This is a genomic window from Pseudoalteromonas sp. Z1A8 (assembly GCF_011378855.1).
GTDB lineage: Bacteria > Pseudomonadota > Gammaproteobacteria > Enterobacterales > Alteromonadaceae > Pseudoalteromonas.
This window is the reverse complement of record NZ_WTLB01000001.1, coordinates 182,502-209,460: the sequence shown is the minus strand read 5'-3', so window position 1 is coordinate 209,460 and position 26,959 is coordinate 182,502. Positions and strand designations below refer to the sequence as shown.

At 39.3% G+C, this 26,959-nt stretch carries 15 protein-coding genes; 13 read left to right on the top strand and 2 right to left on the bottom strand.

Annotated features, from left to right (window positions below):
- Nucleotides 1–135: 135 nt before the first annotated feature.
- Nucleotides 136–1,758, bottom strand: coding sequence for an alpha-glucosidase family protein (locus GQR55_RS00800; protein WP_166419092.1), 1,623 nt, complete (start codon nucleotides 1,756–1,758; stop codon nucleotides 136–138).
- 662 nt (nucleotides 1,759–2,420) lie between these two features.
- Between GQR55_RS00800 and GQR55_RS00795 the strand changes: the two genes are divergently transcribed.
- From GQR55_RS00795 to GQR55_RS00765, 7 genes are all read left to right on the top strand, one after another.
- On the top strand, nucleotides 2,421–5,204 hold the full coding sequence (locus GQR55_RS00795; RefSeq protein WP_166419091.1) for a TonB-dependent receptor: 2,784 nt from the start codon (nucleotides 2,421–2,423) through the stop codon (nucleotides 5,202–5,204).
- Between the two features lie 109 nt (nucleotides 5,205–5,313).
- Complete coding sequence (locus GQR55_RS00790; protein ID WP_166419090.1) at nucleotides 5,314–6,804, top strand: tryptophan halogenase family protein; 1,491 nt, start codon at nucleotides 5,314–5,316, stop codon at nucleotides 6,802–6,804.
- A 2-nt stretch (nucleotides 6,805–6,806) separates the two neighbouring features.
- Nucleotides 6,807–8,657: a glycoside hydrolase family 13 protein gene (locus GQR55_RS00785; RefSeq protein WP_166419089.1), complete on the top strand. Its 1,851-nt coding sequence runs from the start codon at nucleotides 6,807–6,809 to the stop codon at nucleotides 8,655–8,657.
- A gap of 90 nt (nucleotides 8,658–8,747) precedes the next feature.
- Nucleotides 8,748–10,607: an alpha-amylase family glycosyl hydrolase gene (locus GQR55_RS00780; protein WP_166419088.1), complete on the top strand. Its 1,860-nt coding sequence runs from the start codon at nucleotides 8,748–8,750 to the stop codon at nucleotides 10,605–10,607.
- Nucleotides 10,600–12,105 carry an MFS transporter gene (locus tag GQR55_RS00775; RefSeq protein ID WP_166419087.1) on the top strand — a complete coding sequence of 502 codons (1,506 nt, stop codon included), beginning with the start codon at nucleotides 10,600–10,602 and terminating at the stop codon, nucleotides 12,103–12,105. Before GQR55_RS00780 ends, GQR55_RS00775 begins: the two co-directional genes overlap by 8 nt.
- A gap of 10 nt (nucleotides 12,106–12,115) precedes the next feature.
- Entirely contained in the window at nucleotides 12,116–14,521 is a 2,406-nt protein-coding gene (locus GQR55_RS00770) for a glucan 1,4-alpha-glucosidase (protein ID WP_166419086.1), read from the top strand.
- A gap of 519 nt (nucleotides 14,522–15,040) precedes the next feature.
- A complete protein-coding gene (locus GQR55_RS00765; protein ID WP_166419085.1) occupies nucleotides 15,041–17,968 on the top strand; it encodes a TonB-dependent receptor in 2,928 nt (975 codons plus the stop codon).
- Between the two features lie 370 nt (nucleotides 17,969–18,338).
- Here the strand turns inward: GQR55_RS00765 and GQR55_RS00760 are convergent, their stop codons facing one another.
- The gene (locus tag GQR55_RS00760; protein WP_166419084.1) at nucleotides 18,339–19,355 is read right to left on the bottom strand and encodes a LacI family DNA-binding transcriptional regulator; all 1,017 of its coding nucleotides are present in this window, start codon (nucleotides 19,353–19,355) and stop codon (nucleotides 18,339–18,341) included.
- Nucleotides 19,356–19,646: 291 nt separating this feature from the next.
- On the opposite strand from GQR55_RS00760, the gene glk reads away from it, so the two are divergent.
- The 6 genes from glk (at nucleotide 19,647) to GQR55_RS00730 (ending at nucleotide 26,878) form a co-directional block, all read left to right on the top strand.
- A complete protein-coding gene (gene glk / locus GQR55_RS00755; protein ID WP_165740594.1) occupies nucleotides 19,647–20,639 on the top strand; it encodes a glucokinase in 993 nt (330 codons plus the stop codon).
- A 38-nt stretch (nucleotides 20,640–20,677) separates the two neighbouring features.
- Entirely contained in the window at nucleotides 20,678–21,691 is a 1,014-nt protein-coding gene (locus tag GQR55_RS00750; RefSeq protein WP_165740595.1) for a LacI family DNA-binding transcriptional regulator, read from the top strand.
- Between the two features lie 336 nt (nucleotides 21,692–22,027).
- Entirely contained in the window at nucleotides 22,028–23,878 is a 1,851-nt protein-coding gene (edd, locus tag GQR55_RS00745) for a phosphogluconate dehydratase (protein ID WP_165740596.1), read from the top strand.
- Nucleotides 23,879–23,911: 33 nt separating this feature from the next.
- On the top strand, nucleotides 23,912–24,532 hold the full coding sequence (eda, locus tag GQR55_RS00740; RefSeq protein WP_165740597.1) for a bifunctional 4-hydroxy-2-oxoglutarate aldolase/2-dehydro-3-deoxy-phosphogluconate aldolase: 621 nt from the start codon (nucleotides 23,912–23,914) through the stop codon (nucleotides 24,530–24,532).
- Between the two features lie 9 nt (nucleotides 24,533–24,541).
- Nucleotides 24,542–25,546, top strand: a complete 1,005-nt coding sequence (gap, locus tag GQR55_RS00735) for a type I glyceraldehyde-3-phosphate dehydrogenase (protein WP_166419083.1) — start codon at nucleotides 24,542–24,544, stop codon at nucleotides 25,544–25,546.
- 207 nt (nucleotides 25,547–25,753) lie between these two features.
- Nucleotides 25,754–26,878, top strand: coding sequence for a sterol desaturase family protein (locus GQR55_RS00730; RefSeq protein WP_166419082.1), 1,125 nt, complete (start codon nucleotides 25,754–25,756; stop codon nucleotides 26,876–26,878).
- Nucleotides 26,879–26,959 lie beyond the last annotated feature (81 nt).

Genomic DNA, 26,959 nt, shown 5'->3' with positions numbered 1-26,959 from the left:
GAAAAAAGAAGCAGCCTAGCATTCAAAAGCTAGACTGTAGAAGCCCATTGATCGACACGTAGTGGCGTCGATGGGTAGTTCACTTCAGGACGGGGTGTAACTCTTAGTTATAGCGCTAAGCATAACTTCAAATTATTAACACTTTGCATAAAAGCAAGCATAAGGCTCAAGCGTTAATGTGTTTTGGCTTAACTTTGCGCTGTGATGGCTAAGCTCGATATATTCTTTAACGATTGATGTTGGCATTTTAATAGCTGTTTGCTGCGAACTTAGATTAAACAGGCAAAGCATTTTTTGCGCTCCAAGGATTCTATAAAAAGCAAGTACAGGCTCAGGCGTTTCAATAAACTCAATATCACCTTCAAGTAGCACTGCTTGGTTTTTGCGCCACGCCATAAACTCACGATAGGCGTTTAAAATTGAGTCGCTTTTATTTGTTTGCACAGCGACTGATTGCTGTTTGTGTGCATCATCAACAGGTAGCCAAGGTTTTACGTCACTGAAACCCGCATGAGGTGAATCAGCGTGCTCCCAAGGCATTGGCGTTCTACAGCCATCACGCCCTTTAAAGTTAGGCCAAAATGTAATGCCGTATGGGTCTTGTAAGTCGTCAAAGGCAACAGATGCTTCACCTAAACCAAGCTCTTCACCTTGGTACATACACACACTGCCACGAAGAGAAGCAAGTAGGGCGGTTAGCATTTTACATTGTTGAGGGTTTATCTCGCCATTTTCGCTCCAGCGACTTGCTACGCGCTCTACGTCATGGTTACTAAATGCCCAGCACGGCCAGCCTTCAGTCATACGCTGTTCAAGAGTTTGAACCGTAGTTCTGATATATTCACTTGAATAATCATTTGTTAATAGCTCAAAACTATATCCCATGTGCAGCTTATCGCCACCTTGGGTATATTCTGCCATAGTCGCTAATGAATCCTCTGATGAGATTTCGCCGAGCGATACAGTACCTGGGTATTTATTAAGTAATGTGCGAATGTCTTGCATAAACTCAATGTTTTCTGGCTGAGTGTTGTTGTAGTAATGATATTGAAATGCATACGGATTATCTTCGCTAAAGCCGCGACCTTGGCGTTTGTCTTTTGGTTTAGCAGGGTTATCGCGAAGTAATGCATCGTGGTAGCAAAAGTTAATGGCATCGAGTCTAAAACCATCAACGCCTTTTTTAAGCCAAAACTCCACGTTATCAAGCACAGCTTGTCTTACGTCAGGATTATGAAAGTTTAAATCGGGTTGTTCGGTTAAAAAGTTATGCAAATAATATTGTCCACGGCGAGGTTCCCACTGCCATGCGCCACCACCAAAAATAGACAGCCAATTGTTAGGAGCTGTTCCATCTTCTTTAGCATCGGCCCATACATACCAATCAGCTTTGTCGTTTGTTAAATTATCACGACTATCTAAAAACCACTGGTGTTGATCTGATGTATGGCTTAATACCTGATCTATAATTATTTTAATATTACGATCATGAGCTTGGCTTATTAGTTCATCAAAATCGTTTAAGTCACCAAAAAGTGGGTCAATGTCGCGGTAGTCGCTAATATCGTAGCCAAAGTCTTTCATTGGCGATTTGAAAAAAGGTGAAATCCAAATTGCATCAACGCCTAAGCTCTTAATGTAATCAATACGATTAATAATCCCTTTTAAATCACCAATGCCATCGTTGTTGCTATCTTGAAAGCTACGCGGATAAACTTGATAAATAACCGCACCTTTATACCACTGCTCTTGGGTCATGCTTTTCTCCGTCATTCCACACAGTATTTAGACTATTCTTTGTTGTGATTACGATTAATCACGTTATTTGCAAAAAGCATACGTGAAGCCTTTAATCCTGTAAAAAGTCTGCATACGTATGCACTAAAAATAATGCAATAAAATTATTAAAAATAAGCGCTTAGCGCAGCTTTAGAGAGATTCAATTTGTGTGTTTAATGTTTACCAATTATGTTATTCATTCATTTTTTAGTTAAATTAAACCTAACAGACTGTACTACAAAGGAAATATATCCCAGGCTTTACATAAAATGGTCAGACCAATTTAATGCTTGGTAAATATGGAATAATTTAAACTTTATATAACAGCGCTAATTAATTTCACCTTGTTTACATTTAAATGAAGGTGCCATTAAGTTTCAATAGAATCGATTTAACTATTGATGTGTGCTTTGTGTTTTTAATTTAATTTATATTTAATAAAATCATATGGTTAAAAGTAGTCTTGAGAGTTTTATGTTAATATTAAAGAGCGCTTTAATTGTTGAATACGTATGCATAAAGTTGTTAATAAAATAAATCTGGCGTTAATATTCATCCTGACAACAAAATTAGCTCGCCTTGTTTAACTATCACTTAAACATTGAACGCGGGTATCACAATATGGGTAACGGGAAAACATTATGTCTATGTTCAAACCAAGTATATTAACTTTGGCATTAACAGCTGCAGGCTTATCGAGCTTTGCTACACAGGCTGCTCAAGAAGATACAATAAAAAAAGATGATGTAGAAGTAATCGAAGTTAAAGGCTTTCGTGGCAGTGTGGTTGAGTCTATTAACACTAAACGCTTCTCTACTCAGGTTGTAGAATCTATATCAGCTGAAGATATTGGTAAACTACCAGACTCTTCAATTGCTGAATCAATCGCACGTTTACCAGGCTTAACAGCGCAGCGCTTAGATGGTCGCGCAAGTCGTGTCTCCATTCGTGGTTTTGGTGAAAACGAAAGTGGTACTACATTTAATGGTCGTGAACAGGTATCTATTGGTGATAATCGCGGCGTAGAATTTGACCTTTACCCATCAGAAATTATGAGCGGTGTAACTGTATATAAAACGCCAAATGCAAGTATCGATGCTGAAGGCATTGCAGGTGTAATTAATATGCAAACAGTTCGTCCTTTAAGTAAAGGCGAACGTGTTGTTCAAGTAAATGGACAGTATGAGCAAACCAGCTTTGATAAATTAAACCCAGACGGTAATGATGACGGCTATCGAGGTACAATTTCATACATTGACCAGTTTGCAGACGATACCATTGGTGTTGCATTTGCTTTAAATACGATGAGTTCACCAAATCAAGAAAAACGTTGGAACTCGTGGGGTTACCCAGAATTCAATGAAAATGGTAACGATTATTCAATTTTAGGTGGTGCTAAACCTTACGTGCGTTCATCAACGCTTGAGCGTGATTCGGCAATGCTTGTTTTAGAAGCTGCACCTACAGACAATCTAAGTATGACGTTTGATGCGTTATATGTAGATTTTACAGATGAAAAAATCTTACGCGGTATTGAAGTTCCATTTGCGTGGGGACAAGGTAGTATCGACTCAAACAGTGTAGTAGTTGATGAAGCGTCAGGCTTTATAACAAGCGCTGTAACCCAAGGTCAACGTGTTGTAGTTCGTAATGACTATGAAGAACGCGAAGCCGAGCTTACAGCTTTTGGTTTTAATACTAAATACGATATTGACGATTCGTGGTCAGTAGAGTTTGATGCAAGTTATTCACAAGTAGAGCGTAAAATCTGGAGTGTTGAAAGCTATTCAGGCACTGGCCGTGGCGATGCTCGCGGTGTAGCAGATAACTTAGGTTACACATTTAATGGTGGTAACACTGGGGCTACTTTTTCACATGATTTAGATTATAGCGATTATGGTTTAATTCAGTTAGGTGGCCCGCTTTCGTGGGGTGCAAGCTCTGCACTTAACGATAAATACGGTTTAACTGGTACTGAATATGAAAACCAAGCGCAAGACGGTTTTATAAATGCACCTACTATTGAAGATGAATTATCAACATTAAAAATAGCCGCTTCAAAGGTATTAGAAAACGAGTACATAAGCTCTATTGAATTTGGTATGTCTTACAAAGAACGTGAGAAAACAAAAGATTCAGAAGGTTACTTCATGACGTTATCTAGTTTCTCATTAGATAACCCAGGCATGCTTAGCGTGCCAGAACAGTACCGCAACGGAAGTGTTGATTTAGGCTTTATTGGCATGGGCGACATGATTGCTTATGATGTAAATGGTTTAGTTAACGATGGTTATTACGACTTACTTGCAGAGAGCTTAACAAATACAAGTCATGCGACTAAATCGTGGACTGTAAAAGAAGAAATTACTTCTGCATTTGTTCAAGCAAATATTAATGCTGAAGTAAGCGGCCTTGCACTAACGGGTAATGTTGGCGTGCGCTATGTACAAACTGATCAATCATCACAAGGTAATGCATTTAGTACTGTTGATGGTGTCGTTGTTACATCACCTACAGACATAAGTCATGATTACTCACACGTATTACCTAGCTTAAACCTGTCACTTGCGATTGATGAGCAACAAACAATACGCTTTGGTGCTGCTAAAACAATTTCTCGTGCACGTTTAGATGAAATGAATTCATCAGTTAATGCGTCATATAATCAAACGCCAGATGAAAATGGTAACTACTGGTCTGTGTCGGGTGGTAATCCAAATTTAGAGCCTAAAGAAGCAACTGGTTACGATTTTACTTACGAGAATTACTTTAGCGATGAAGGTTACTTCTCTGCTGCGTTTTTCTATAAAGATTTAACTCAGTGGATTTTTGACGGTACTTACGCAATTGATATGTCGGGTGTTGCAGATCCATCTACTGGAGAATTACCAGCAACATCATCGGGTACTGGCAGTGGTAAAATAAATGGCGGCGGTGGCGATTTATATGGCTACGAGCTATCACTGGCATTACCATTTAAAATATTTCATCCGTCTCTTGAAGGCTTTGGTTTAATTGCTAGTCACACCGGTATTGAGTCTGATATTGAAGACCAAAATGGTAACGAATACGAACTACCGGGTCTTTCAGATAAAATTCAAAGCTTAACGGTTTACTACGAAATGCATGGCATGCAGTTACGTACCAGTATGCGTAAACGTAGTGCCTTTAAAGGCGATGTATATGGCTTAGGCTTTGACACGGAACAAGTTGATATTTTAGGTGAAACTATTTGGGATGTTCAAGCGGGTTACGACTTTAGTGAAGCGGGTATTGAAAGCCTTGAAGGTTTATCAATTCAGTTCCAAGTACAAAACTTGACAGAAGAACCGTTTACGTCGCTTTCAGGCGACAATGCACTTCAAGTACGTGATTACCAAGATTACGGTCGTACTTACTTGTTAGGCTTTAGCTACAAGCTATAATAAAAACTGTGTGTAGAAGCCCTTGTAATTTGTGTTACAGGGGCTTTTTTATAGCTAGTTTACCTAACTTTTTAACCGTACTTAAATTTAATAAAACGTGGATAATAATATGAAATCAATAAAACACGTGGTAATTGCAGGCGGTGGTACCGCAGGATGGATAACAGCAGCACTGCTTAATAAAGTGTTAGGTAAAGTAATTAATATCACACTAATAGAATCATCGGCTATTGGTACGGTTGGAGTGGGCGAAGCAACAATTCCGCCGATTGTTCAGCTCAATAACGCGCTGGGTATAAACGAGCAAGATTTTATTAATGCCACTAATGCTTCAATAAAATTAGGTATTGAGTTTGAAAACTGGAAAATGCCAAAGCATAGTTATATGCATGCGTTTGGCTCGTTTGGTAAAGACTTTCCTTTTTGTGATTTTTATAACTTTTGGTTAAAAGGCCAAGTTACGGGTTGCGAAGACGAGCTATGGGATTTTTCACTCAATTACCAAGCTGCTAAACAGCATAAATTTGCGCCACTCAATACAATTCCTAATACCCAACTACCTGGGCTGAGTTACGCGTACCATTTTGATGCCACACTTTACGCCGAATATTTAAAAAAGTTGGCTATATCGCGCGGTGTTAAACATATAGATGCAAAAATAGACCATGTTGAACAATGCTATACAGGCAATATTAAAAGCCTAGCACTTGATAACGATAGTCAAATTAGTGGTGATTTATTTATAGATTGCACAGGGCTGCGTGCCTTGTTAATTGAGCAAACACTTAATACAGGGTTTATTGATTGGTCTCATTACTTACCCTGTGATAGTGCTGTGGCCGTTCAAACACAAAGTACCAATGGGCTAAAGCCTTATACGCGCTCCATTGCACATAGTGCAGGCTGGCAATGGCAAATACCGCTGCAAAACCGTATTGGTAATGGCCTTGTTTATTGTAGCCGATATTTATCAGACGATGATGCTAAACAGCTGCTTCTTCAAAAATTACCCGCTGAGCCAATTACAGAGCCACGCGTTATAAAATTCAAAACAGGTCGACGCTTAAAGCAGTGGCATAAAAATGTGGTGTCGGTTGGTTTATCAAGTGGTTTTTTAGAGCCGCTTGAGTCAACCAGTATTCATTTAATTCAAACTGCGGTTACGCGTTTAATTAAGCTATTTCCACACAACGGTATTAGCGATGCGTTAGTAACGGAGTTTAATAAACAAAGCGTAATAGAAATAGAGCACATACGTGATTTTATTATTTTACATTACAAACTCACCGAACGAGAAGACTCCCCATTTTGGCGCCAATGTAGGCAAATGGATATACCTAACTCCCTGAGCCAAAAAATGAAATTATTTAAGCAAACTGGCAAGGTAGTACGCGAAGACGACGAGCTATTTGCTGAGGTTGCTTGGCAGCAAGTAATGATAGGGCAAGGGCTTATCCCTGATGACTACAATAGTATTGTGGATTCGTTAAGTGATGAGCAACTGAGCGATTTATTTTCTACCTTAAAAACATTGATAAACTCAACAGTTGCGCAGCTACCAACTCATCAAGATTTTTTAGCCAGTATTAAAAAGGTTTAATAATGCGATTTTTAAACACACTTTTACTAGTAAGCGCATGTAGCTTACCAAGCTTTAGTTATGCACTTAATGTAGAGCCTGCCAATTGGTGGGTAGGCATGAATAAAAGCACTATAACCATCATGGTGCATGAACAAAACATTGCTAACGAGCAAATTAAATTAGCTAAGTACAATGGCGTTAAGTTAAATAAAATAACGCGTACAGATAACCCAAATTATGTATTTTTGAATATAACGATTTCCGATGCCGCTAAAGCTGGAACGCTAGAATTTAGCAGCAGCGAAACGAGCCAAAATTTTGAATTTCCACTACTTGCGCGTGATGAAAGCAGTGCAAAGCGCCAAGGCTTTACATCTAACGATACCCTTTATTTAATCAACCCAGATCGCTTTGCTAATGGTGATGAAAAAAACGATACAGTTAAAGGTATGCTAGAGAGTGCAAATCCAAGCTTAAAAGGCGGACGACATGGCGGTGATATTCAAGGTGTAATTAATGCGCTACCGTATCTAAATAATTTAGGCGTGACACAGCTTTGGTTAACACCTGTGCTTGAAAACAACATGCCTGACTATTCTTACCATGGTTACGCGATCACAGATTTTTATAACGTTGATCCACGTATGGGATCGAATAACCTATACAAAACGTTATCAATAAAGGCTAAAGAGCAGGGCATTGGTCTTGTTATGGATATGGTACTTAATCATTTTGGTTCTGAACATGCTTGGGTTAAAGACAAACCCACCCAAGATTGGATTAACTTTAATGGCGAATTTAAAAATGGTGAAAATGCGACAAGCCATGCGCGCCAAACAATTCAAGACCCACACGCAAGCAACTACGATAAACGCCAATTTAGCGATGGTTGGTTTGTTGCTAGCATGCCTGATTTAAATCAGCGCCAACCACTTTTAAGTGAATATTTAATTCAAAACGCTATTTGGTGGATTGAATACGCCGATTTAAGCGGTATTCGTGTAGATACCTATTCTTACTCTGATAAAGCATTTTTAAGTGATTGGACAAAAGCCATTATGGATGAATACCCACACTTTAATATTGTTGGTGAGGAGTGGACTTCAAACCCTGCAATAGCGTCGTATTGGCAACGCGGCAAAGTAAATAAAGATGGGTACACATCAAGCTTACCCAGTGTAATGGACTTTTCATTACAAGAAGCGGTAATTCAAGCTTTAAATGAAGATGAAAGCTGGAGTACAGGCTGGGTTAAAGTATATCAGTCATTAGCTAACGATTTTTTATACCCAGATACCAACAACATTATGGTGTTTGCTGATAATCACGATATGAGCCGAGTATATACAGAGCTTGGGCAAGACTTAGCTAAAACTAAAATGGCGATGACGTTATTTTTAACAACGCGCGGCATTGCTCAAATGTATTACGGAACGGAAGTGATATTAGATAACACGCCGAGTAAAGATCATGGTGATATACGAATTGATTTTCCTGGTGGGTTCAAAAATCAAAAAACTAATGCATTTACAGGTGCTGGTTTAAGCGAAGAGCAGCGCGATATGCACAAGACCATTAGCACGCTACTTAACTTTAGAAAGCAAAGCCCTGCGCTTACAAAGGGCAAGCTCGTTCATTTTAGTCCGAACAATGGTGTTTATAGTTATGCTCGCGTTAGTGACACGCAAACTGTATTAGTTTTTATGAATAAAAACAAAGTAACACAAAAGCATAATCTTAATTACATGCAAGAAGTTATACCAAAAAATGCCAATGCGCAGGCATTATTCACACAACACACTTTTAAACTAACTAACAGTATTGACTTAATGCCAATGGCTGCCACGGTATTAGTGATTAATACGCCGTGAATGTTTAAGTGAATACGTATGCAGCAACTGTATGCTTGCTGCAGTTATCTTTAGTATAAAGCTATAACACTACTGACAAAAAGACACACAATGAAAAAATCAGTTTATGTACCCGCATTACTGTGCAGCGCACTTATAACAAGTGCATGCTCAGACAATAATGAAACCGAACAACAGCAAATGCCTAAGCAGGCTCAAAACGAGTTAACAAAGCCTGTTGTATACCAAGTATTTACACGTTTATTTGGTAACACACAAACCGCAAATGTACCTTGGGGTACAAAAGAGCAAAATGGTGTAGGCAAATTTGCCGACTTTAACGATGCTGCACTAGCTGGTATTAAAGAGCTAGGGACTACCCATGTTTGGTATACCGGTGTTTTGCACCATGCGCTAGTAGGCGATTATACACAGTACGGCATTAGCCAAGACGATCCGGATGTAGTTAAAGGCCGTGCAGGCTCACCTTATGCAATCAAAGATTACTACGACGTTAACCCCGATTTAGCCATAAATGTGACTAATAGGTTGGGTGAGTTTAGTGATCTGATTGAGCGCACTCATCAACATGGTATGAAAGTGGTTATTGATATTGTGCCTAACCATGTTGCACGTAATTATAAATCAGTAGCAAAACCCAAAGGGGTAAAAGACTTTGGTGAACAAGACGACACCAACAAAGAGTACGATAAAAAGAACAACTTTTATTATGTACCTGGGCAGTCTTTTCAAGTACCAGCGTCAGAAAGTTACTCCGTTTTAGGTGGTAATACGCACCCATTAGCTGATGGGTTTTTTGACGAAACACCGGCTAAATGGACGGGTAATGGGGCGCGAGCACCAAAACCTGATATAAACGATTGGTATGAAACAGTAAAAGTTAACTACGGGGTAAAGCCTGATGGCAGCTATGACTTTCCTACCTTACCTAAAGAGTTAGAACATCAAGATTATCGCGCTCATTATGCGTTTTGGCAAAATAAAGAGCTTCCTAATAGTTGGTATAAATTTAGAGATATCACTTTGTACTGGCTTGATAAAGGCGTTGATGGCTTTAGATACGATATGGCCGAAATGGTGCCGGTTGAATTTTGGAGCTTTTTAAACTCATCAATCAAAATGCAAAAACCTGATGCATTTTTATTGGCTGAAGTTTATAACCCGAAAATGTACAGAGCGTATATTCAGCAAGGAAAAATGGATTATTTGTATGACAAAGTCGGCTTTTACGACACATTAAAAGCCATTATGCAGGGTAAGCAAGCTGCTAATACGATTTTTGCCGCCCAAAGCCAAGTTAATGATATTGAATCGCACATGTTGCACTTTTTAGAAAACCACGACGAACAACGCATTGCGAGCCCTGATTTTGCAGGTGATGCACGCTGGGGGAAACCAGCAATGGTCGTTTCTAGCTTAATTAGTCGTGCACCTACTTTATTATATTTTGCCCAAGATGTGGGGGAGGATGGATCTGAAAACGCAGGTTTTGGCACATCTACTCGCACCAGCATTTTTGACTACATTGGTGTCCCAGCGCATCAAGCATGGATGAATAACGGCAAATTCGATGGCGCTAACTTAACGAGCGAGCAAGCATCACTTCGTGATTATTATAAATCAATAATGTCGCTCAATAGTTTGCCGGCTGTTGTAGGTGGAAGTATGACAGCGCTTTCGCTTAGTGGTAGCGAACGCGTTGCTGGTTTTGTACGCACGTTAGGCCAGCAATCGATTTATGTATTTAGTAATTTTAGTGAGGAGCCACAAACTGTGGTTATTAACTTAATAGCAGAGCAAGCCAATACCTTTGAAAAAAATAAACCGCTACACGACTTACTTGAACAAAATACCACGAAGCTCATTACCGACGGGCAAGTTACAAAGCTTACGCTCACGCTAAACGCATTTAGTAGCGCAGTGTTAACTAATAAGGCTAATCATGAATAATCAAAATAATAATTATGACAGCAACAAACCAAATCTGAGCTTTTGGCAAATATGGAATATGTGCTTTGGTTTTTTAGGTATTCAATTTGGTTTTGCACTACAAAACGGCAATGTGAGCCGTATTTTTCAAACCCTAGGCGCACAAGTTGATGATATTCCTATTTTATGGGTTGCAGCACCGCTAACGGGTTTAATAGTGCAACCAATAATTGGTTATTGGAGTGATAAAACATGGGGACGTTTTGGTCGTCGTCGTCCGTTCTTTTTTATAGGGGCGGTACTTACTACTATTTCACTCTTTATTATGCCGCACTCGCCAACGCTCTGGATTGCTGCAGGTATGTTGTGGATTATGGATGCGTCAATCAACGTTACTATGGAACCTTTCAGAGCACTTGTAGGCGATAACCTGCCAGAAAAACAACGTGCTACAGGCTACGGCTTACAAAGCTTTTTTATTGGTATTGGTGCTGTACTAGCCTCAGCATTACCATGGATGATGACTAATTGGTTTGATGTTAGTAATACCGCTGCTGCAGGAGAAATACCTGAGTCTGTTAAATATTCATTTTATTGGGGTGGGGTTGTATTACTAGTTGCAGTTCTTTGGACAGTTATGCGAACCAAAGAATATAGCCCTGAGCAATTAGCTGCTTTTGAAAACCAAACTACCAAACCGACTAACACCGCATTAGTAGATATCAACTTCAATAAAGGTGCCATTATTTTTGTGGTGCTAGGTTTAGCAATCCTTGCTTTAGTTATGGGCTTAGCGCTAGAAAAAGAGCTGTATTTACTTGCTGGTGGTTTATTAGCGTTTGGTATTGTGCAGTGGATAGCGGGTGCTCTAAAAGGCGCTAATAAAACACAAGGCGGCTTTTATCAAGTAGTACAAGATGTATTTACTATGCCAGAGGCAATGAAGCAGCTAGCGTGGGTGCAGTTTTTTAGCTGGTTTACGTTATTTGCTATGTGGATATACACTACAGCCGCAGTAACAAGCTTTCATTATGGTAGCAGCGATGCAACCAGTAAAGCATTCAACGATGGTGCCGACTGGGTCGGTATTTTATTTGCCGCTTACAATGGTTTTGCGGCCATTGCTGCAATGTGTATTCCGTTTTTAGTTAAAAAAATGGGATTAAAAGGCGCACATTGCTTTAACTTACTACTAGGTGCATTAGGCCTAGCGAGCTTTATGTTTATAACAGATCCAAAAATGCTAATTATACCTATGATAGGAGTTGGCTTTGCATGGGCGTCTATTTTGTCGCTTCCTTACGCCATGTTAAGTAACGCACTACCGAGTAATAAAATGGGCGTTTATATGGGGATATTTAACTTCTTCATCGTCATTCCACAGTTATTAGCTGCCAGTATTTTAGGGCTTATTTTACGCCACGTATTTTCTAACCAGCCTATTTACGCATTATTAATTGGTGCAGCATCATTTGTTGTTGCTGCGATTGCTGTTATGCGCGTTAAAAATTCAAACTAAGGGTCACACAATGAAAAAATATAACCTTATTACCGCTTCTCTTTTAACTTTGGGTTTAACGGCCTGTGGCGTGCAAAATACGAATAACGAAAATATTGACGCTACGATTGCATCAGCTCCAGGCGCACCAGGGGTTGAACCATTTTGGGCTTACGCAGGTAAAACTGGGATTGGTACTTCTTTTGAGCAATACCAAAACGGCCAATATAATAACAACGCTGCGACAGGTGAAGTATCAAAAGTATGGTTTTCAATTGCTAAAGGTATGATCACCGAAACTATGTTTGGACTCATTCACCAAGCGCAAATTAAAGATATGCAGTTTGTAGTAACCGGTAAAGATTTTATAGTTACTGAAGCAGACGACTTAGACGTTAGCATTGATTACTTACATAAAGATGATAAAGGCAGACCGCTCTCGCTCGCTTACAAAGTAACAAGTACAGATAAGCAAGGGCGTTTTACCCTCGAAAAACACATATTCACCGATCCAGACGGACAAACACTATTAGTGCGTACTGTATTTAATACATCACTTGAAGGTGTAAAAGCGTATGTTGCTGTTAATCCATACATTAACAACAACGGTTTAGGTGATTTTGCAAAAACAACTGAGCAAGGTTTAGTTGCTTGGGAAGACGATAACTTTTTAACACTGCAATCATCTACTCCATTTAAAATGAAAAGCGTTGGCTTTGCAGGTGTAAGCGATGGTATTACGTCACTTAAAACTAAACAACGACTCAGTGAGCAATATGCAAATACAGGGAGTGAATCGGGCAATGTCAGTATGTTTGCAGAGCTTGGCAGTATAAGTAGTAATACCACGTTTGATTTAGCACTTAGTTTTGGTAAAACGCAGATACAAAGCCAGCAACAAGGTGCACAGAGCTTATCTAAAGGTTATCAAAGTGTGCTCGATGCCTACAACGGTAAAGGTGAAGCGCTAGGATGGGAGGATTATCTACAAAGCCTTGAGCCATTAAATACAATGGTTAAGCAAACAGCCGATAACGGAAAGCTACTCTATACCAGTGCAATGGTGCTAAAAGCGCAAGAAGATAAAACCAATGCGGGCGCGCTTATCGCCTCGCTTTCTAACCCTTGGGGTGAAACGGTTTCGGCCAAAGAAGGGTCGACGGGTTATAAAGCGGTATGGGTTCGTGATTTTTATCAAGTAGCTATGGCGTTTATGGCTTTGGGTGATACTGCTACAGCTAAAACTGCCTTCGAATATCTTGAAAAAGTACAAGTTAACAGTAAAACCCCCGGTAACAATGGCGACACTGGCTGGTTTTTACAAAAAACACATGTAGACGGTGAACTTGAGTGGGTAGGGGTACAGCTTGATCAAACGGCTATGCCAATTATGCTCGCGTGGAAGTTACATCAAGCAAACGTACTAAGCGATACCGAGCTTAAAGATTGGTACGCACGCATGCTAAAACCGGCAGCTGACTTTTTAGTTGATGGCGGAAGAGCTAAAATTTTATGGAACGATACGCAAATTACTCCACCTGCAACACAGCAAGAGCGCTGGGAAGAGCAAAATGGTTATTCACCCTCTACAACCGCAGCCATTGTGGCAGGCCTTATAACAGCCAGTGACATAGCAACACTCAGTGGTGATACTCAAAATGCAGAACGTTATTTAGCAACGGCTAAAAAATATAACAACGATATAGAGTCACAAATGTTTACCACCCAAGGTAATTTAAAAGGTGATAGCACCGACGGCGAGTATTTCATTCGTATAGGTCAAGATACTAACGCTAACTCAAATACTAAAATTAATGCCAACAATGGCCGTGAAGGTTTTAACAAAAAGCAGATTTTAGATGGTGGATTTTTAGAATTAGTTCGCTATGGAGTAAGAAGCGCTAACGATTCAAGCATCATTAAAACGCTACCAGAGTATGACGACGAAACACTTGAAGATAATCTACAAGTTAAATACAGCTTTAACTTTACTGATGGTAGCGGCACATTTGCAGGCTATCGCCGCTATGGTAACGACGGTTATGGCGAAGATGAAACCATCGGTACTAATTACGCCGAAAGCGGCAGTAACACACCAGGGCAACGTGGTCGTGTATGGCCATTTTTTACAGGTGAGCGCGGGCATTATGAAATCGCTGCAGCAAATGCAAATAATGCGCTAGATGATAAAAAACAAAGCGAGATTAAAAACAGCTATGTTAAAGGCTTAGAGCAATTTGCTAATAGCGGCATGATGCTACCTGAACAAGTATGGGATGGTGTAGGCGTAAACAAAGCAGGTTATGAGTTAGGTGAGGGCACAAATTCAGCAACGCCACTTGCTTGGACACACGCAGAATACATTAAGCTTGTACGTTCTTTAAGCGATAAACAAGTGTGGGATTATTATCCTGTAGTTGCTGAGTCGCTTAATTAGGATTTATAAAATTACGAAATATGAAAAAAGCTTCTATTTGAAGCTTTTTTTTTAACTGAAGTTAATTTTGCTTTTCGCAATAATTTCAATTGAGACAAATTTACTTTGAATATTTATGCTAACTAATCTGTATTATATGTACTAGAAAGTTATAAATTATTTGTGTGATTTTTGTTCCTATTTTAGTTTTAATGTCTTCCCATGTTGATGTTAAGCTCTGTTTTTTAATTTGGTTTATTAGTCTTGTAAATAATTATGCATATTTATTTTGTGAACAATATGTTCACCATTTAGTTTTTTGGTTTTATCCATGTTTTTATGTTAATTTATTGTTTTTATTGATGGTTTTTCTGTTAATTGCTGTCGCATTTAGTTGGTAAGTTCGTTTTTATTGTGTTATTAATTTGTTTCTCTTATAGATTAAGAGATGTTAATTGCTTTATATAAGTAGGTTTTATGTAAAGTTAAATGACGTAATATATAAAAAATAATAATCTAATTATCTAGGGATAAATCAAGATGAACCATAATTTTACTAAGACATTTAAGCGCTCATTCACTGCTGCTGCAGTTGCTATGACACTAAGTGCTGCAATGCCAGCAATGGCGGATAACGTTAACGGTGCTATTAAAGGTAGCTTAACAGCTCAGTCAGGTGTTTCATTATCTGGAGCAACAATTACAATAACGGACAGTACTAAAGGCTATTCAAAAACATTAACTGCTGATGCAAATGGTGAGTTTGATCTCAAGCAAGTACCTGTTGGTAAGTACGACATTACAGTTTCTCAATCTGGTTTTGACCAAGCCCAAGTTAAAGATGTTGTTATAGGGGTAGGTAAAACAGCTCTCATTCAAATTCCACTAACTACAGGTAATATCGAAAGAATTGCTGTTGTAGGTGGCTCTATTCGTGCAATAGACGTATCTGTTTCAGAGTCTTCATTAAATATTAGTTCTGAAGAATTAGCGCTACTACCAATATCTCGCTCAGTAACTTCAGTCGCATTGCTTGCGCCTGGCGCAACTGAAGGGGACAGTCGTTTTGGCGACCAAGCTTCATTTGGTGGTGCTTCTGTAGCTGAAAATGCTTATTACGTGAATGGTCTAAATATGACTAACTTCCGTAATGGCCTTGGTGGTGCAACAATCCCATTCACCGCGTACGACAGCTTCCAAGTTAAAACGGGTGGTTATTCTGCAGAGTTCGGGCGTACTACCGGTGGATTAATCTCATCAGTTACTAAATCTGGTTCTAATGATTTTCACTTTGGTGTTGAAACGATTTATTCATCTGACTCGTTAAGTGAGCAAGCTCCTAACTCACTTTACAAACAAAATGATCGTTGTGAAGATGCAGACGGGCATTGTATTGGTGATTTATATGTTAATAACCAAGACGACTACGACAATTCATTTGAAACAAGTATTTATGCTTCAGGTGCGATAGTTGAAGATACATTATTCTTCTATGGTATTTATACTGCAAGAGATAATGACCACGAATACGGTAATGCATCTCAAACAGATTTAGCAGTTGAAAAAGATGATGACCCATATTACCTAGCTCGTTTTGATTGGAATATTAACGAAGATCACCAATTAATGCTTTGGGGTTTCAGTGATAAGCGTACTTATTCAGAAAAAACAATTTCAGATCCTGAAGGAAATGGTAATTATACTGAAGATGGCGGTACAGCTTTTCATAAGCGAGGCGGAGAAAGTTTTGCTCTTCGCTATACAGGTAATCTTACTGATGATTTAAGTATGTCAGCAATGTATGGTGAAGTTAAATTTTCAGAAACGGATTATTCAGATTTTGATGATTGCCCTACGGGCATAGATGCTGATTTAGGTGAGGATACTACGTGCTATGTTAACTTTAGCGTTGGTGAAAATGAAGATAAACGTGAGCAATTACGCGTTGACTTTGATTACTACCTAAACGATGAGCATACGTTAAAATTTGGCTATGATTCAGAAACTAATACAGCGAATTCAACAACACAAAACTCTGGTGGCGTTTACTACTACTACAGAACATATGAAGAAGGTGGCAGGTTACCTAATGGCTATGTCTTACCTGCAGATATGAAAACAACACGTGTACGTGATTATAAAAGTGGTGGCGAATTCGAAGTTGAAAACTGGGCAATTTATATCGAAGATCAGTGGTCAGTAACAGAAGACATTACCCTGACGCTAGGCCTTCGTAATGACAGCTTTACTAACTACAATGCAGATGGCGAAGAATTTGTTGCTATCGATAACCAAATTGCTCCTCGCTTAGGTGGTTCTTGGGATATTAATGGCGATGGTGATAGTAAGTTGTTCTTCACTGCTGGTCGTTATTACCTACCAGTAGCGGCTAATACTAATATCCGTTTAGCTGGTGCAGAAACGTATATACACACTTGGTACGCCTATGAAGGATTAAATGCAGACGGTACCCCTGTAGGTTTAGGTACACAGCTAGGTGACTCTGCTATTATAAATGGTGGTGACGGCACTGCAAAACCATCAAATACCTTATCTGATAAAGATCTTGAACCAATGTATAACGATGAGTATATGATTGGTTATCAAGCAGCAATTAATGATGATTGGTCATGGGGTATCAAGGCAACTTACCGTGTTTTAGGTAATCAAATTGATGATGGCTCATACATCTTTAAGGATGAAAATGGTGAATATTTAGGTGAGAACTGGTTCTTATTTAATCCGGGTAATGGCGCTACTTTCAATTTCGATCTTGATGGTGACGGCACCACTGAAGAATATAGCTTTACTGCACAAGAGTTAGGTTACCCGGAAGCTAAGCGTAAATACGCATCAGTTGATTTAACACTTGAGAAAACATGGGATCAGGTTTGGTCTTTAAAAGCGCTATACACATGGTCTCACAACTACGGTAACACCGAAGGTTTTGTTAAATCTGATAATGGTCAAGATGATGCTGGTCTTACGCAAGATTGGGATTACCCTTATTTAATGGATGGTGCTAATGGTAATTTACCTGCAGATCGTCGTCATAACATTAAAATTTATGGTGCTTTTGCTGTTACAGAAGACTTCTTAATTGGTGCTAATGTTAATATCGCATCTGGTCGTCCTTGGACTGCTTTAGGTCAAGGTTATACTCCAGACCCTGATCAATACGTTTACGGTGATACTTACTATGTAGGTGACAAACGTTTCCCTCGTGGCAGCATGGGTACTACACCATGGACAGCACGTTTAGATCTTAACTTTACTTATAACCTTCGCTTTAACGATCAGAAAGTTCGTTTAGCTATGGATGTATTTAACGTATTTGATGCTGCTACTGAAACTCGTTACGACGAAGCTGCAGAAATAGCTGCTGGCGATGGAAATGCTACATTTGGTTTAGCTGAGTCTTACCAATCACCACGTAGAATTCAATTATCAGCGTCTTACGATTTTTAATAACTTGTTATACCAATTCGCTTAATTAAGTGATTTGTTTTTAGGATGGAAAAACGTGTTGATAGCTAGGCAAAAAATTTGCTATTTAGTTGTTCTAAATAAGAATTTTTTAACACAGATAGCGACATGTTTAGCCCCCGAAAAATGATTAAGTATTATTGCGGATTGGTATTAGTCTGAGTTAAAAAAGTATTTAGCAAAAAGCCTCATTAGAGGCTTTTTTTATATTTAAATTTTGAATTTTGTGAGATAGGAATACATCAGAACGAAAAGTGAAATGAATAGATAAAAGTATAGAGAATAAAATTTAAGTAGTTGTAACTGCCAATTAGAATGGTTTATTAATTTTGCTTTATTTTATCAGGCAGGCTCAGCTCGACTTTCTAGGAATCAAAATAGGAGGTAATAGAGTGCTTTGTACTTCTTCACCACGTATCAGTTTTAATAAGTTCTCTACGAGCATTTGCCCTGCAACAGTGGTGTTTTGCTCTATCGTCGTCAGCGGTGGGTTTACATAACTAGCAATGGCTATGTTATCAAAGCCGACTACGGCTACATCTTTAGGCACGTTAATATTTGCTTCTTTAAGTGCACGTATAGCCCCAATAGCAATTAAGTCGCTTGCGGCAAATAAGGCGTTAAATTTAATATTATTAGCGATAAGCGAGCGAGTGGCGTGATACCCAGATTCTTCGGTGGATATAGCATTAGCCATTTTACGTTCGTTTATATTAACATTGTTAGCCAATAGCTCGTCTTTAAACCCCTGAAAGCGACTAAAAAATTCGGGGCTGTGATCAGATGCATCACCAATAAAAGCGCAATCAGTTCTGCTGTGAGCAATAAAGTGCTCAGCGGCAAGCTTACCGCCACCGTAGTTGTCACAACAAACAGTTAAATCGGGACGGTTATCAACGGTTGCACCCCAACAAACAAACTTCGTATTTTGTTCAAGTAAGGTGCTAAATTTTGGTTGGTAATCAATGTAATCGCCATAACCGAGTAAAATAATACCATCAGCTCTGTGGCTATCTTCGTAGTCTGCTTGCCAATCAGCACTGGCCGATTGAAATGAAACTAATAAATCGTAACCTTCTTTAGCGCAAGCACGGGTAATGCTGCCAAGCATGGCTAAAAAGAAAGGGTTAATTTGTGATTCGTCAGAAGTGGGGTCTTCAAATAAAAGTAATGCAAGCGTACTACTTTGCTGAGTGCGTAAGTTACTGGCATTTTTATCAACTTTATAATTAAGTTTTTTAGCTATATCAAAAACACGCTTACGTGTTTCTTCATTAACAAGATGGCTGTTACGTAAAGCGCGAGATACAGTTGATTGAGATACCCCTGCATAGTGGGCAATATCAAATGAGGTGGCTTTACCTTTCATTGTTACAACTTAATTAATTTGATAAATAATTGTGTCATTTTCGTTTATTAATGAATAATTTCAAGCTTTTTGTGAATTAACGTATATTTTAATTGATAAACGGCTGACACCGGTGTCATAATATCAATGTTTTATCATTTTGTTGTCAAAACGTATTCGCTGTCTATATCTTTATAGGCAGCATTTTTTTACTGTGATAGCTACTTTGAGGTGATAGCTCAAAGTATAAATAACAATGGTACACCATTGTAAAATAATAAGCATGAGTCGCTTAACAAAAGAGATAATACTATGAGCCCAAACGCTTCTGCACAATTTGATCCCATCTTAGTTGCTGATGTTGGCGGCACTAATGCCCGCTTTGCTTTAATCACTGCTTTTAATGAACACACCAACCAATTTGTAATAGAGCACATTAATATTTTTCCTAGTGCTAATTTTGGCTCACTTCAAAGTGCGCTTGAGCAATATTTACAAACAGTCCCGCATATTACACCTAAACGCGCATGTTTAGCCGTTGCAGGTCCAATCAAAGCCGGACAAGTGCATTTAACTAACTTAGGTTGGCATTTTAGTGTCAGTGAATTTAAAACTCATTTTGATTTACAACAACTAGAAGTCATAAACGATTTTGCTGCCTTTGCATACGCCGCCCCGTATTTAGATCCTAAACAAAATGTCATTGTTAAATCGGGTCAAGCTGATGACAATGCAAACATTGGTGTTATAGGTCCAGGTACTGGTTTTGGTGCAGCGTGTTTAGTTAGAACGTCGCAATCTACCGCTGTTTTAAGTTCAGAAGGAGGGCATATATCGCTTGCACCTGTTAATGAGCTCGATACTTTATTATTAAATGAGTTACGTAAAGATCATCCGCATGTTTCTATCGAAACAGTATTTTCAGGCCCTGGTATTGCGCATTTGTACAAGGCCATGGCTGCAGTTAAGGGTGTAACAGCTAAGAATTTAGACGCGGCACAAATAAGTAGTCTAGCAAATAGCGGTGAATGTACTGTTTGTGATGCAACGCTTAACCAATTTTGTGATTGGATTGGCAGTGTTGCCGGCGATTTAGCCGTTGTTTACGGTGCTTTAGGCGGATTATTTATCGGCGGTGGAATACTGCCTCGTATGCAAGCAAGACTTCTAGAGAGTCGTTTTGTTGAACGATTTTCGCAAAAAGGTATTATGTCGCAGTACGCAGGGCAAATCCCTGTAACACTTGTAACACAAGACAATATACCGCTTATTGGCGCTGCTGCGTGTTTACACAATAGCAAATAGGGCTTAGGCCTTATTGGTTGTATTTGGATAATGGATAGATGAAAAAAGTAACCATAAATAGTGTAGCAAGCCATGCTGGGGTTTCTAAAAAAACCGTTTCGCGTGTTTTAAATAATGAGCCAAATGTAAGTGCCGCTACCCGAGAAAAGGTACTCGCGGTATTTAAAGAACTTGATTACACACCTAATCCTATTGCGCGTGGCCTTGCACAAAATCGTAGCTTTATTATTGGTTGTCTTTACGATAATCCCAGTAAAAGTTACATCACTCGGGTGCAAACGGGCGCTTTAGAAGCATGTAAAGAAAATAACTATAACTTATTGATACACCCTTGTGAGTTTCGTGGTGAAGCCCTTATTAATAATATTGAGCAATTACTACAGACTTCTCGATTAGATGGCATTGTATTAACACCTCCTTTTGGTGATTTTGCTGAACTCGTTTCTTTTTTAAAATCTAAAAAAATTCCTTACGCAAGAGTTGCATCGGCTTTACTTCAAGATGACTCAATTTCTGTGCGTAGCAACGATGAGCAAGGCGCATTTGAAATTACGGAGCATTTAATTAGTCTTGGGCATAAATCTATAGCGTTTATTAAAGGTCATCCAGATCATAGTGCGACGCAACAGCGTTTTAAAGGCTACAGGCGTTCACTTGCAAGCCATGGAATAGAATTTGATGAGCGCTTAGTAGAGGAGGGTAACTTTAGTTATCACTCAGGTGTCGACAGCGCGCGCAGTATTTTAGACTTATCACCTAGGCCAACAGCTGTATTTGCATCAAACGATTACATGGCGGCAGCGGTATTAAAATTAGCTACCCAGCGCCAACTTAAAGTACCTGATGATATTTCTATTGCGGGCTTTGATAACGCACCTATTGCGCGTCATATTTGGCCTGGTTTAACGACTATTGCACAGCCCGTTGAGGAAATGACAAAACAAGCCGTAACACAGCTTATATCTCATATAGCTCAGCCTCAAGAACAACCATACCAGGTAACGCTTGAATCGCGCTTAATTACACGTGAGTCTACCTCTGCGATAAAATAGTGAGTTAAAAACACTTTCACAGTAGCCCGAATATGAGTGACGCTTATTCGGGCTTTTTTTTGCTCTAAACTTGCTAAAATATACTTTGTGCCTAAAAATCAAATAGGTCATTATTCGGTCATGTTAAAATATTAAACTATTTTTGTTACCTGGGGTTGACACCGGTGTCATTGCTATGCGTTAATACAGTGACACCGGTGTCAGGGTTGTTGTGAGAGGCTCCCTGGTAGCGTACCTTTGAACGGGTAAATCAAAGATGCTCAGTACAGTTATTTACGTGGAGTCTGTAGTTGCTACTGAGCCTTTATCCTCTAACTAATAGAGATGAGTTAAATTATGTTACATCCTCGTATTCAAGAAGTTACCCAGCGCGTTATCGAACGCAGTAAAAATACCCGTCAAGATTATTTAGAACGTATTTCGCACGCAAAAAAACAAACAAGAGTTCGTGCCGGTTTAGGTTGCGGAAATATAGCCCATGTTATGGCTGCTTGTAGCAGTGATGACAAAGCGCGCTTAAAGGCTGATGAGCAGCCAAATCTTGCTATTATCAACTCATATAACGATATGCTTTCGGCTCATGTGCCATACAAAGATTACCCAGATTTAATTAAAGACATTGCTACCAAATTCGATGCTACAGCACAAGTTGCTGGTGGCGTTCCTGCAATGTGTGATGGTGTTACGCAAGGGCGTGACGGCATGGAACTTTCGCTTTTTTCTCGTGATGTAATTGCTATGTCTACGGCAATTTCTCTTTCGCACGATGTGTTTGATGGCGTTTTTTGTTTAGGTGTTTGTGACAAAATAGTCCCGGGTTTATTAATTGGTGCATTGTCGTTTGGTCATTTACCTGTGTTCTTTTTACCAGCAGGCCCAATGCAGTCAGGTATTCCTAATAAAGAAAAAGCACGTATTCGTCAAAAATTTGCACAAGGTTTAGTAAGCCGTGAAGACTTATTAGAAGCTGAAAGCGCGTCTTATCACAGCGCAGGTACTTGTACGTTCTACGGTACTGCAAACTCAAATCAAATGTTAATGGAAATAATGGGCTTACACCTTCCTGGTAGCTCGTTTATTAATCCTTACACTGAGCTTCGCGATGGTCTTACAGGTAATGCTGTAGAAACTATGCTTAAGCAGCTTACCGATGATAAAGAAAGCCCATGTTTAGCTGATGTGATCAGCGAAAAAACGATCATAAACGGCTTAGTAGGCCTGCTTTCTACAGGTGGTTCTACTAACCATGCAATTCATATTGTTGCGATAGCAAAAGCGGCGGGCATTCAGGTTACGTGGAAAGACATGTCTGATTTATCAGAAGTTGTACCACTGCTTACACGTATTTACCCTAATGGTTCAGCTGATGTAAACCACTTCCAAGCAGCGGGCGGTATGGGTTTCTTAATGCGTGAACTAGCAAGCGCCGGTTATTTACACACAGACGTTAAAACAATGCTAGGTGATGGTTTAGCACCTTACATGACAGAGCCTCGTTTGGATAAAGACGATAGCCTTATTATGAGTAACTCAACTGGCCCAACTAAAGTTAAATGGGTAGATTGCCCAGCAAACTCACACGATGAAGAAGTACTTCGCCCAGTGAGTAACCCTTTTAGTAAGCAAGGTGGTCTGCAACTTCTAACAGGTAACTTAGGTAAAGCCGTTATTAAAGTGTCAGCGGTTGCTATTGAGCATCAGGTTGTTACTGCTCCTGCAAAAGTATTTAGCTCGCAAGGTGCTCTGCAAGATGCATACACGCGTGGCGAATTAAACCAAGACTTTATTGCCGTGCTAAAAGAGCAAGGCCCTAAAGCGAAAGGTATGCCAGAGCTACATAAGTTAACGCCAGTAATGGCAACGCTTCAAGATGAAGGCTTTAAAGTAGCCATTGTTACTGATGGCCGTATGTCGGGTGCATCAGGTAAAGTACCAGCTGCTATTCACTTAGCACCTGAAGCTGTAGAAGGCGGCATTATTGCTAAAATCCGAGAAGGTGATTTAGTGACGCTTGATGCGCCAAACGGAATATTAAAAGTACACGTTAGCGACGAAGAACTTGCAAAACGTGAAGCAGAACTTAGCCAACCAAGTGCCACATTTGGTACAGGCAGAGAATTATTTACTGGATTTAGAAACATCGTAAGCAGTGCCGATTTAGGCGCGAGTGCTTTTGGACTTGAATAAATATTAGCCATACTGGGTAATGAGGAACAAGTAATGAGTATTGAAAAAATCTTAGCATCGGCACCTGTAGTGCCAGTGGTTGTAATCGAAAAATTAGAAGATGCAGCACCACTTGCAAGAGCGTTATATAACGGTGGCTTAAAAGCCTTAGAAATAACACTACGTACACCTATTGCTGCAGAAGCTATAAAGCTAATGAAAGCAGAAGTACCTGAAGCCTATATAGGTACTGGTACGGTAGTAGATAAAGCAAGTTTTGATCTTTCGGTTGCCGCTGGTGCAGATTTTATGGTGAGTCCAGGTGTGAGCGATGAGCTTATTGCTTTGGCTAAAACATCAGATATACCATTTTTACCAGGCGCTGCAACTGCAAGTGAAGTTATGCAACTTGCGTCGCACGGTTTTAAGTATTTAAAATTCTTCCCAGCAGAAGCTGCAGGTGGAACGGCTATGCTCAAATCAATCGGTGGCCCATTACCACACATTACTTTTTGCCCAACTGGCGGCATTAGCTTAGCAACCGCACCTAATTATTTAGCGCTTAATAACGTTATATGTGTTGGTGGTACGTGGATGCTAGATAAACAACTAATTGAAAATAAAGACTGGCAAGCAATTGAAGCGCTTGCTCGCCAAGCAAGTGAACTTAAATAGGAGTCTAAAATGATTAATGTAGCAATTAACGGTTACGGCCGTATCGGTAGAAATGTTTTACGTGCACTTTATGAGTCAGCTCAAAACAGCGAAATTAAAATTGTAGCAATTAACGATTTAGCACCTGCTAACGTTAATGCACATTTAACGCAGTATGACTCAGTTCATGGTCAATTTTCTAAAAAAGTAACACTTGAAAATAACACTATGTTAATTGACGATGACGTAATTACGTTAACGCAAGAGCGTGACCCTGCAAATTTACCGTGGAAAGCACTAAACGTAGATATCGTTTTAGAATGTACTGGTTTTTTCACTAAACGCGAAGATGCAGCTAAACATATTACTGCAGGCGCTAAAAAAGTAATCGTTTCTGCTCCAGGTAAAGATATGGATGCAACAGTGGTTCATGGTGTAAACAGTGATGTAATTAACGCTGATAGCCACATCATCTCTAATGCTTCTTGTACTACTAACTGTTTAGCACCGCTTGCAAAAGCAATTAACGACACAGTAGGTATTGAAAAAGGTAGCATGACAACGATTCATTCTTATACGAATGATCAAAATTTATCTGACGTATACCACCCTGATCTATACCGTGCTCGTAGTGCAACTCAATCTATGATCCCAACTAAAACAGGTGCTGCGGCAGCTGTTGGTTTAGTATTACCAGAACTTGCTGGTAAATTAGACGGTATGTCGGTACGTGTACCAACAATCAACGTATCTTTAGTTGATTTTACGTTTATCACCAAACGCGACACGACTGCAGAAGAAATCAATGCAATCATGAAAGAAGCGTCAACGGGTTCAATGAAAGATATTTTACAATATAATGAGCTTCCGCTTGTTTCTATCGACTTTAACCATAACCCTGCGTCATCTATCTTTGATGCTACGCAAACTAAAGCCGATGGCAATTTAGTTAAAGTAATGGCTTGGTACGACAACGAATGGGGTTTCTCAAACCGCATGTTAGACCAAGTAAAAGCATTAGGTCAGTACTTATAATTGACTCTGTAAAAGTTTAGCTTTATCCAACCAAGCCACGCATTGCGTGGCTTTTTTGCGTATGTGCTATAGGAATATTTACACTTAGAAAGGAGGTGGTTAATTAAGTGTATTTTTTATACTCTAAATTTTGTTAATATAAAGGCGTGTAAACCAATGGAAATTTTGTTGTGCTCAATCAGCTCAACGAAGCAAGGAATAATAACAATGATCAAAGCTTTATCACGAAAGATATTTCGCACAAATCATCTACAAATAGGTGAGGGCAACATAAGTGGCTACATAGCCTGCTTTTTAGCAATACTAAGTTGCTTAGGCGTACTAGCTTTTCATTTTCCTGAATACTTAACCACACCGGAGCTGAGAAAAAGCTACAGCGTCGACTTTTTACGCCAACTTATGTTCGCATCATTATTGGTCTCGGGCAGTTTAGGGCTACTTAACTTTGTACGTAATACCAATAAACGCTTAGGAGCTACAGCGTGGTTTTTTATTATATTGGCTATTATGTTTGGCGGACCAAACGTTGAGGTAAACGAGTTTGCCAGCGACACACCTTACATAGGGCTCGATTGGTTTATTTTAGATTTACTCGGCTCAACGCTCATATTTATCGTGATTGAAAAGCTACTACCACATCGTAAAGAGCAAAAAATATTACGTAGCGAATGGCGGGGTGATTTAAACCACTTTTTTGTAAATCATTTAATTATTGGTTTTGTATTACTCGTTACTAACCACTTTGTGCACTACGGCTTTGGCTGGGCTGTATCATCGACTATTCAAGGTTATATAGAGCAAACACCATTTGTAGTGCAGTTATTTTTAATTATACTCGTGGCCGATTTAATGCAATATTGGGTGCATCGTGCTTATCACGAAGTTCCTTTATTATGGCGTTTTCATGGCGTACATCACAGCGCCAAAGAAATGGATTGGTTAGCGGGCTCTCGCCAACATATTTTTGAAATTTTTATAACACGTAGTTTAGTGCTCACGCCTATATTTGTACTTGGTTTTTCACAGCAAATAATTAGTTTGTACGTCATTATTGTAGGCTTACAAGCGGTATTTAACCATGCAAATGTACGCGTTAGATTTGGTTGGCTAAAATATTTTATGGTTACACCGCAGTTTCATCATTGGCATCATGCATCAGATAAAGCCGCGATTGACCGCAATTATGCTGCGCATTTTTCGTTTTTAGATTACGCGTTTGGTACTGCTGTTAAAGGCCAAAAAGAGTGGCCAGAAGCATACGGTGTAGTTGGGGATTACATGCCGGTAGGTATGCTTAAACAGCAGGTTTACCCGTTTAAACGCGCTAAATAAATTCGAAGTTCGAATAAATACACAATATAAACTAAAAGGGAGCAACGCGTTATACATTGCCCCCTTTTAGAATTTACTTAA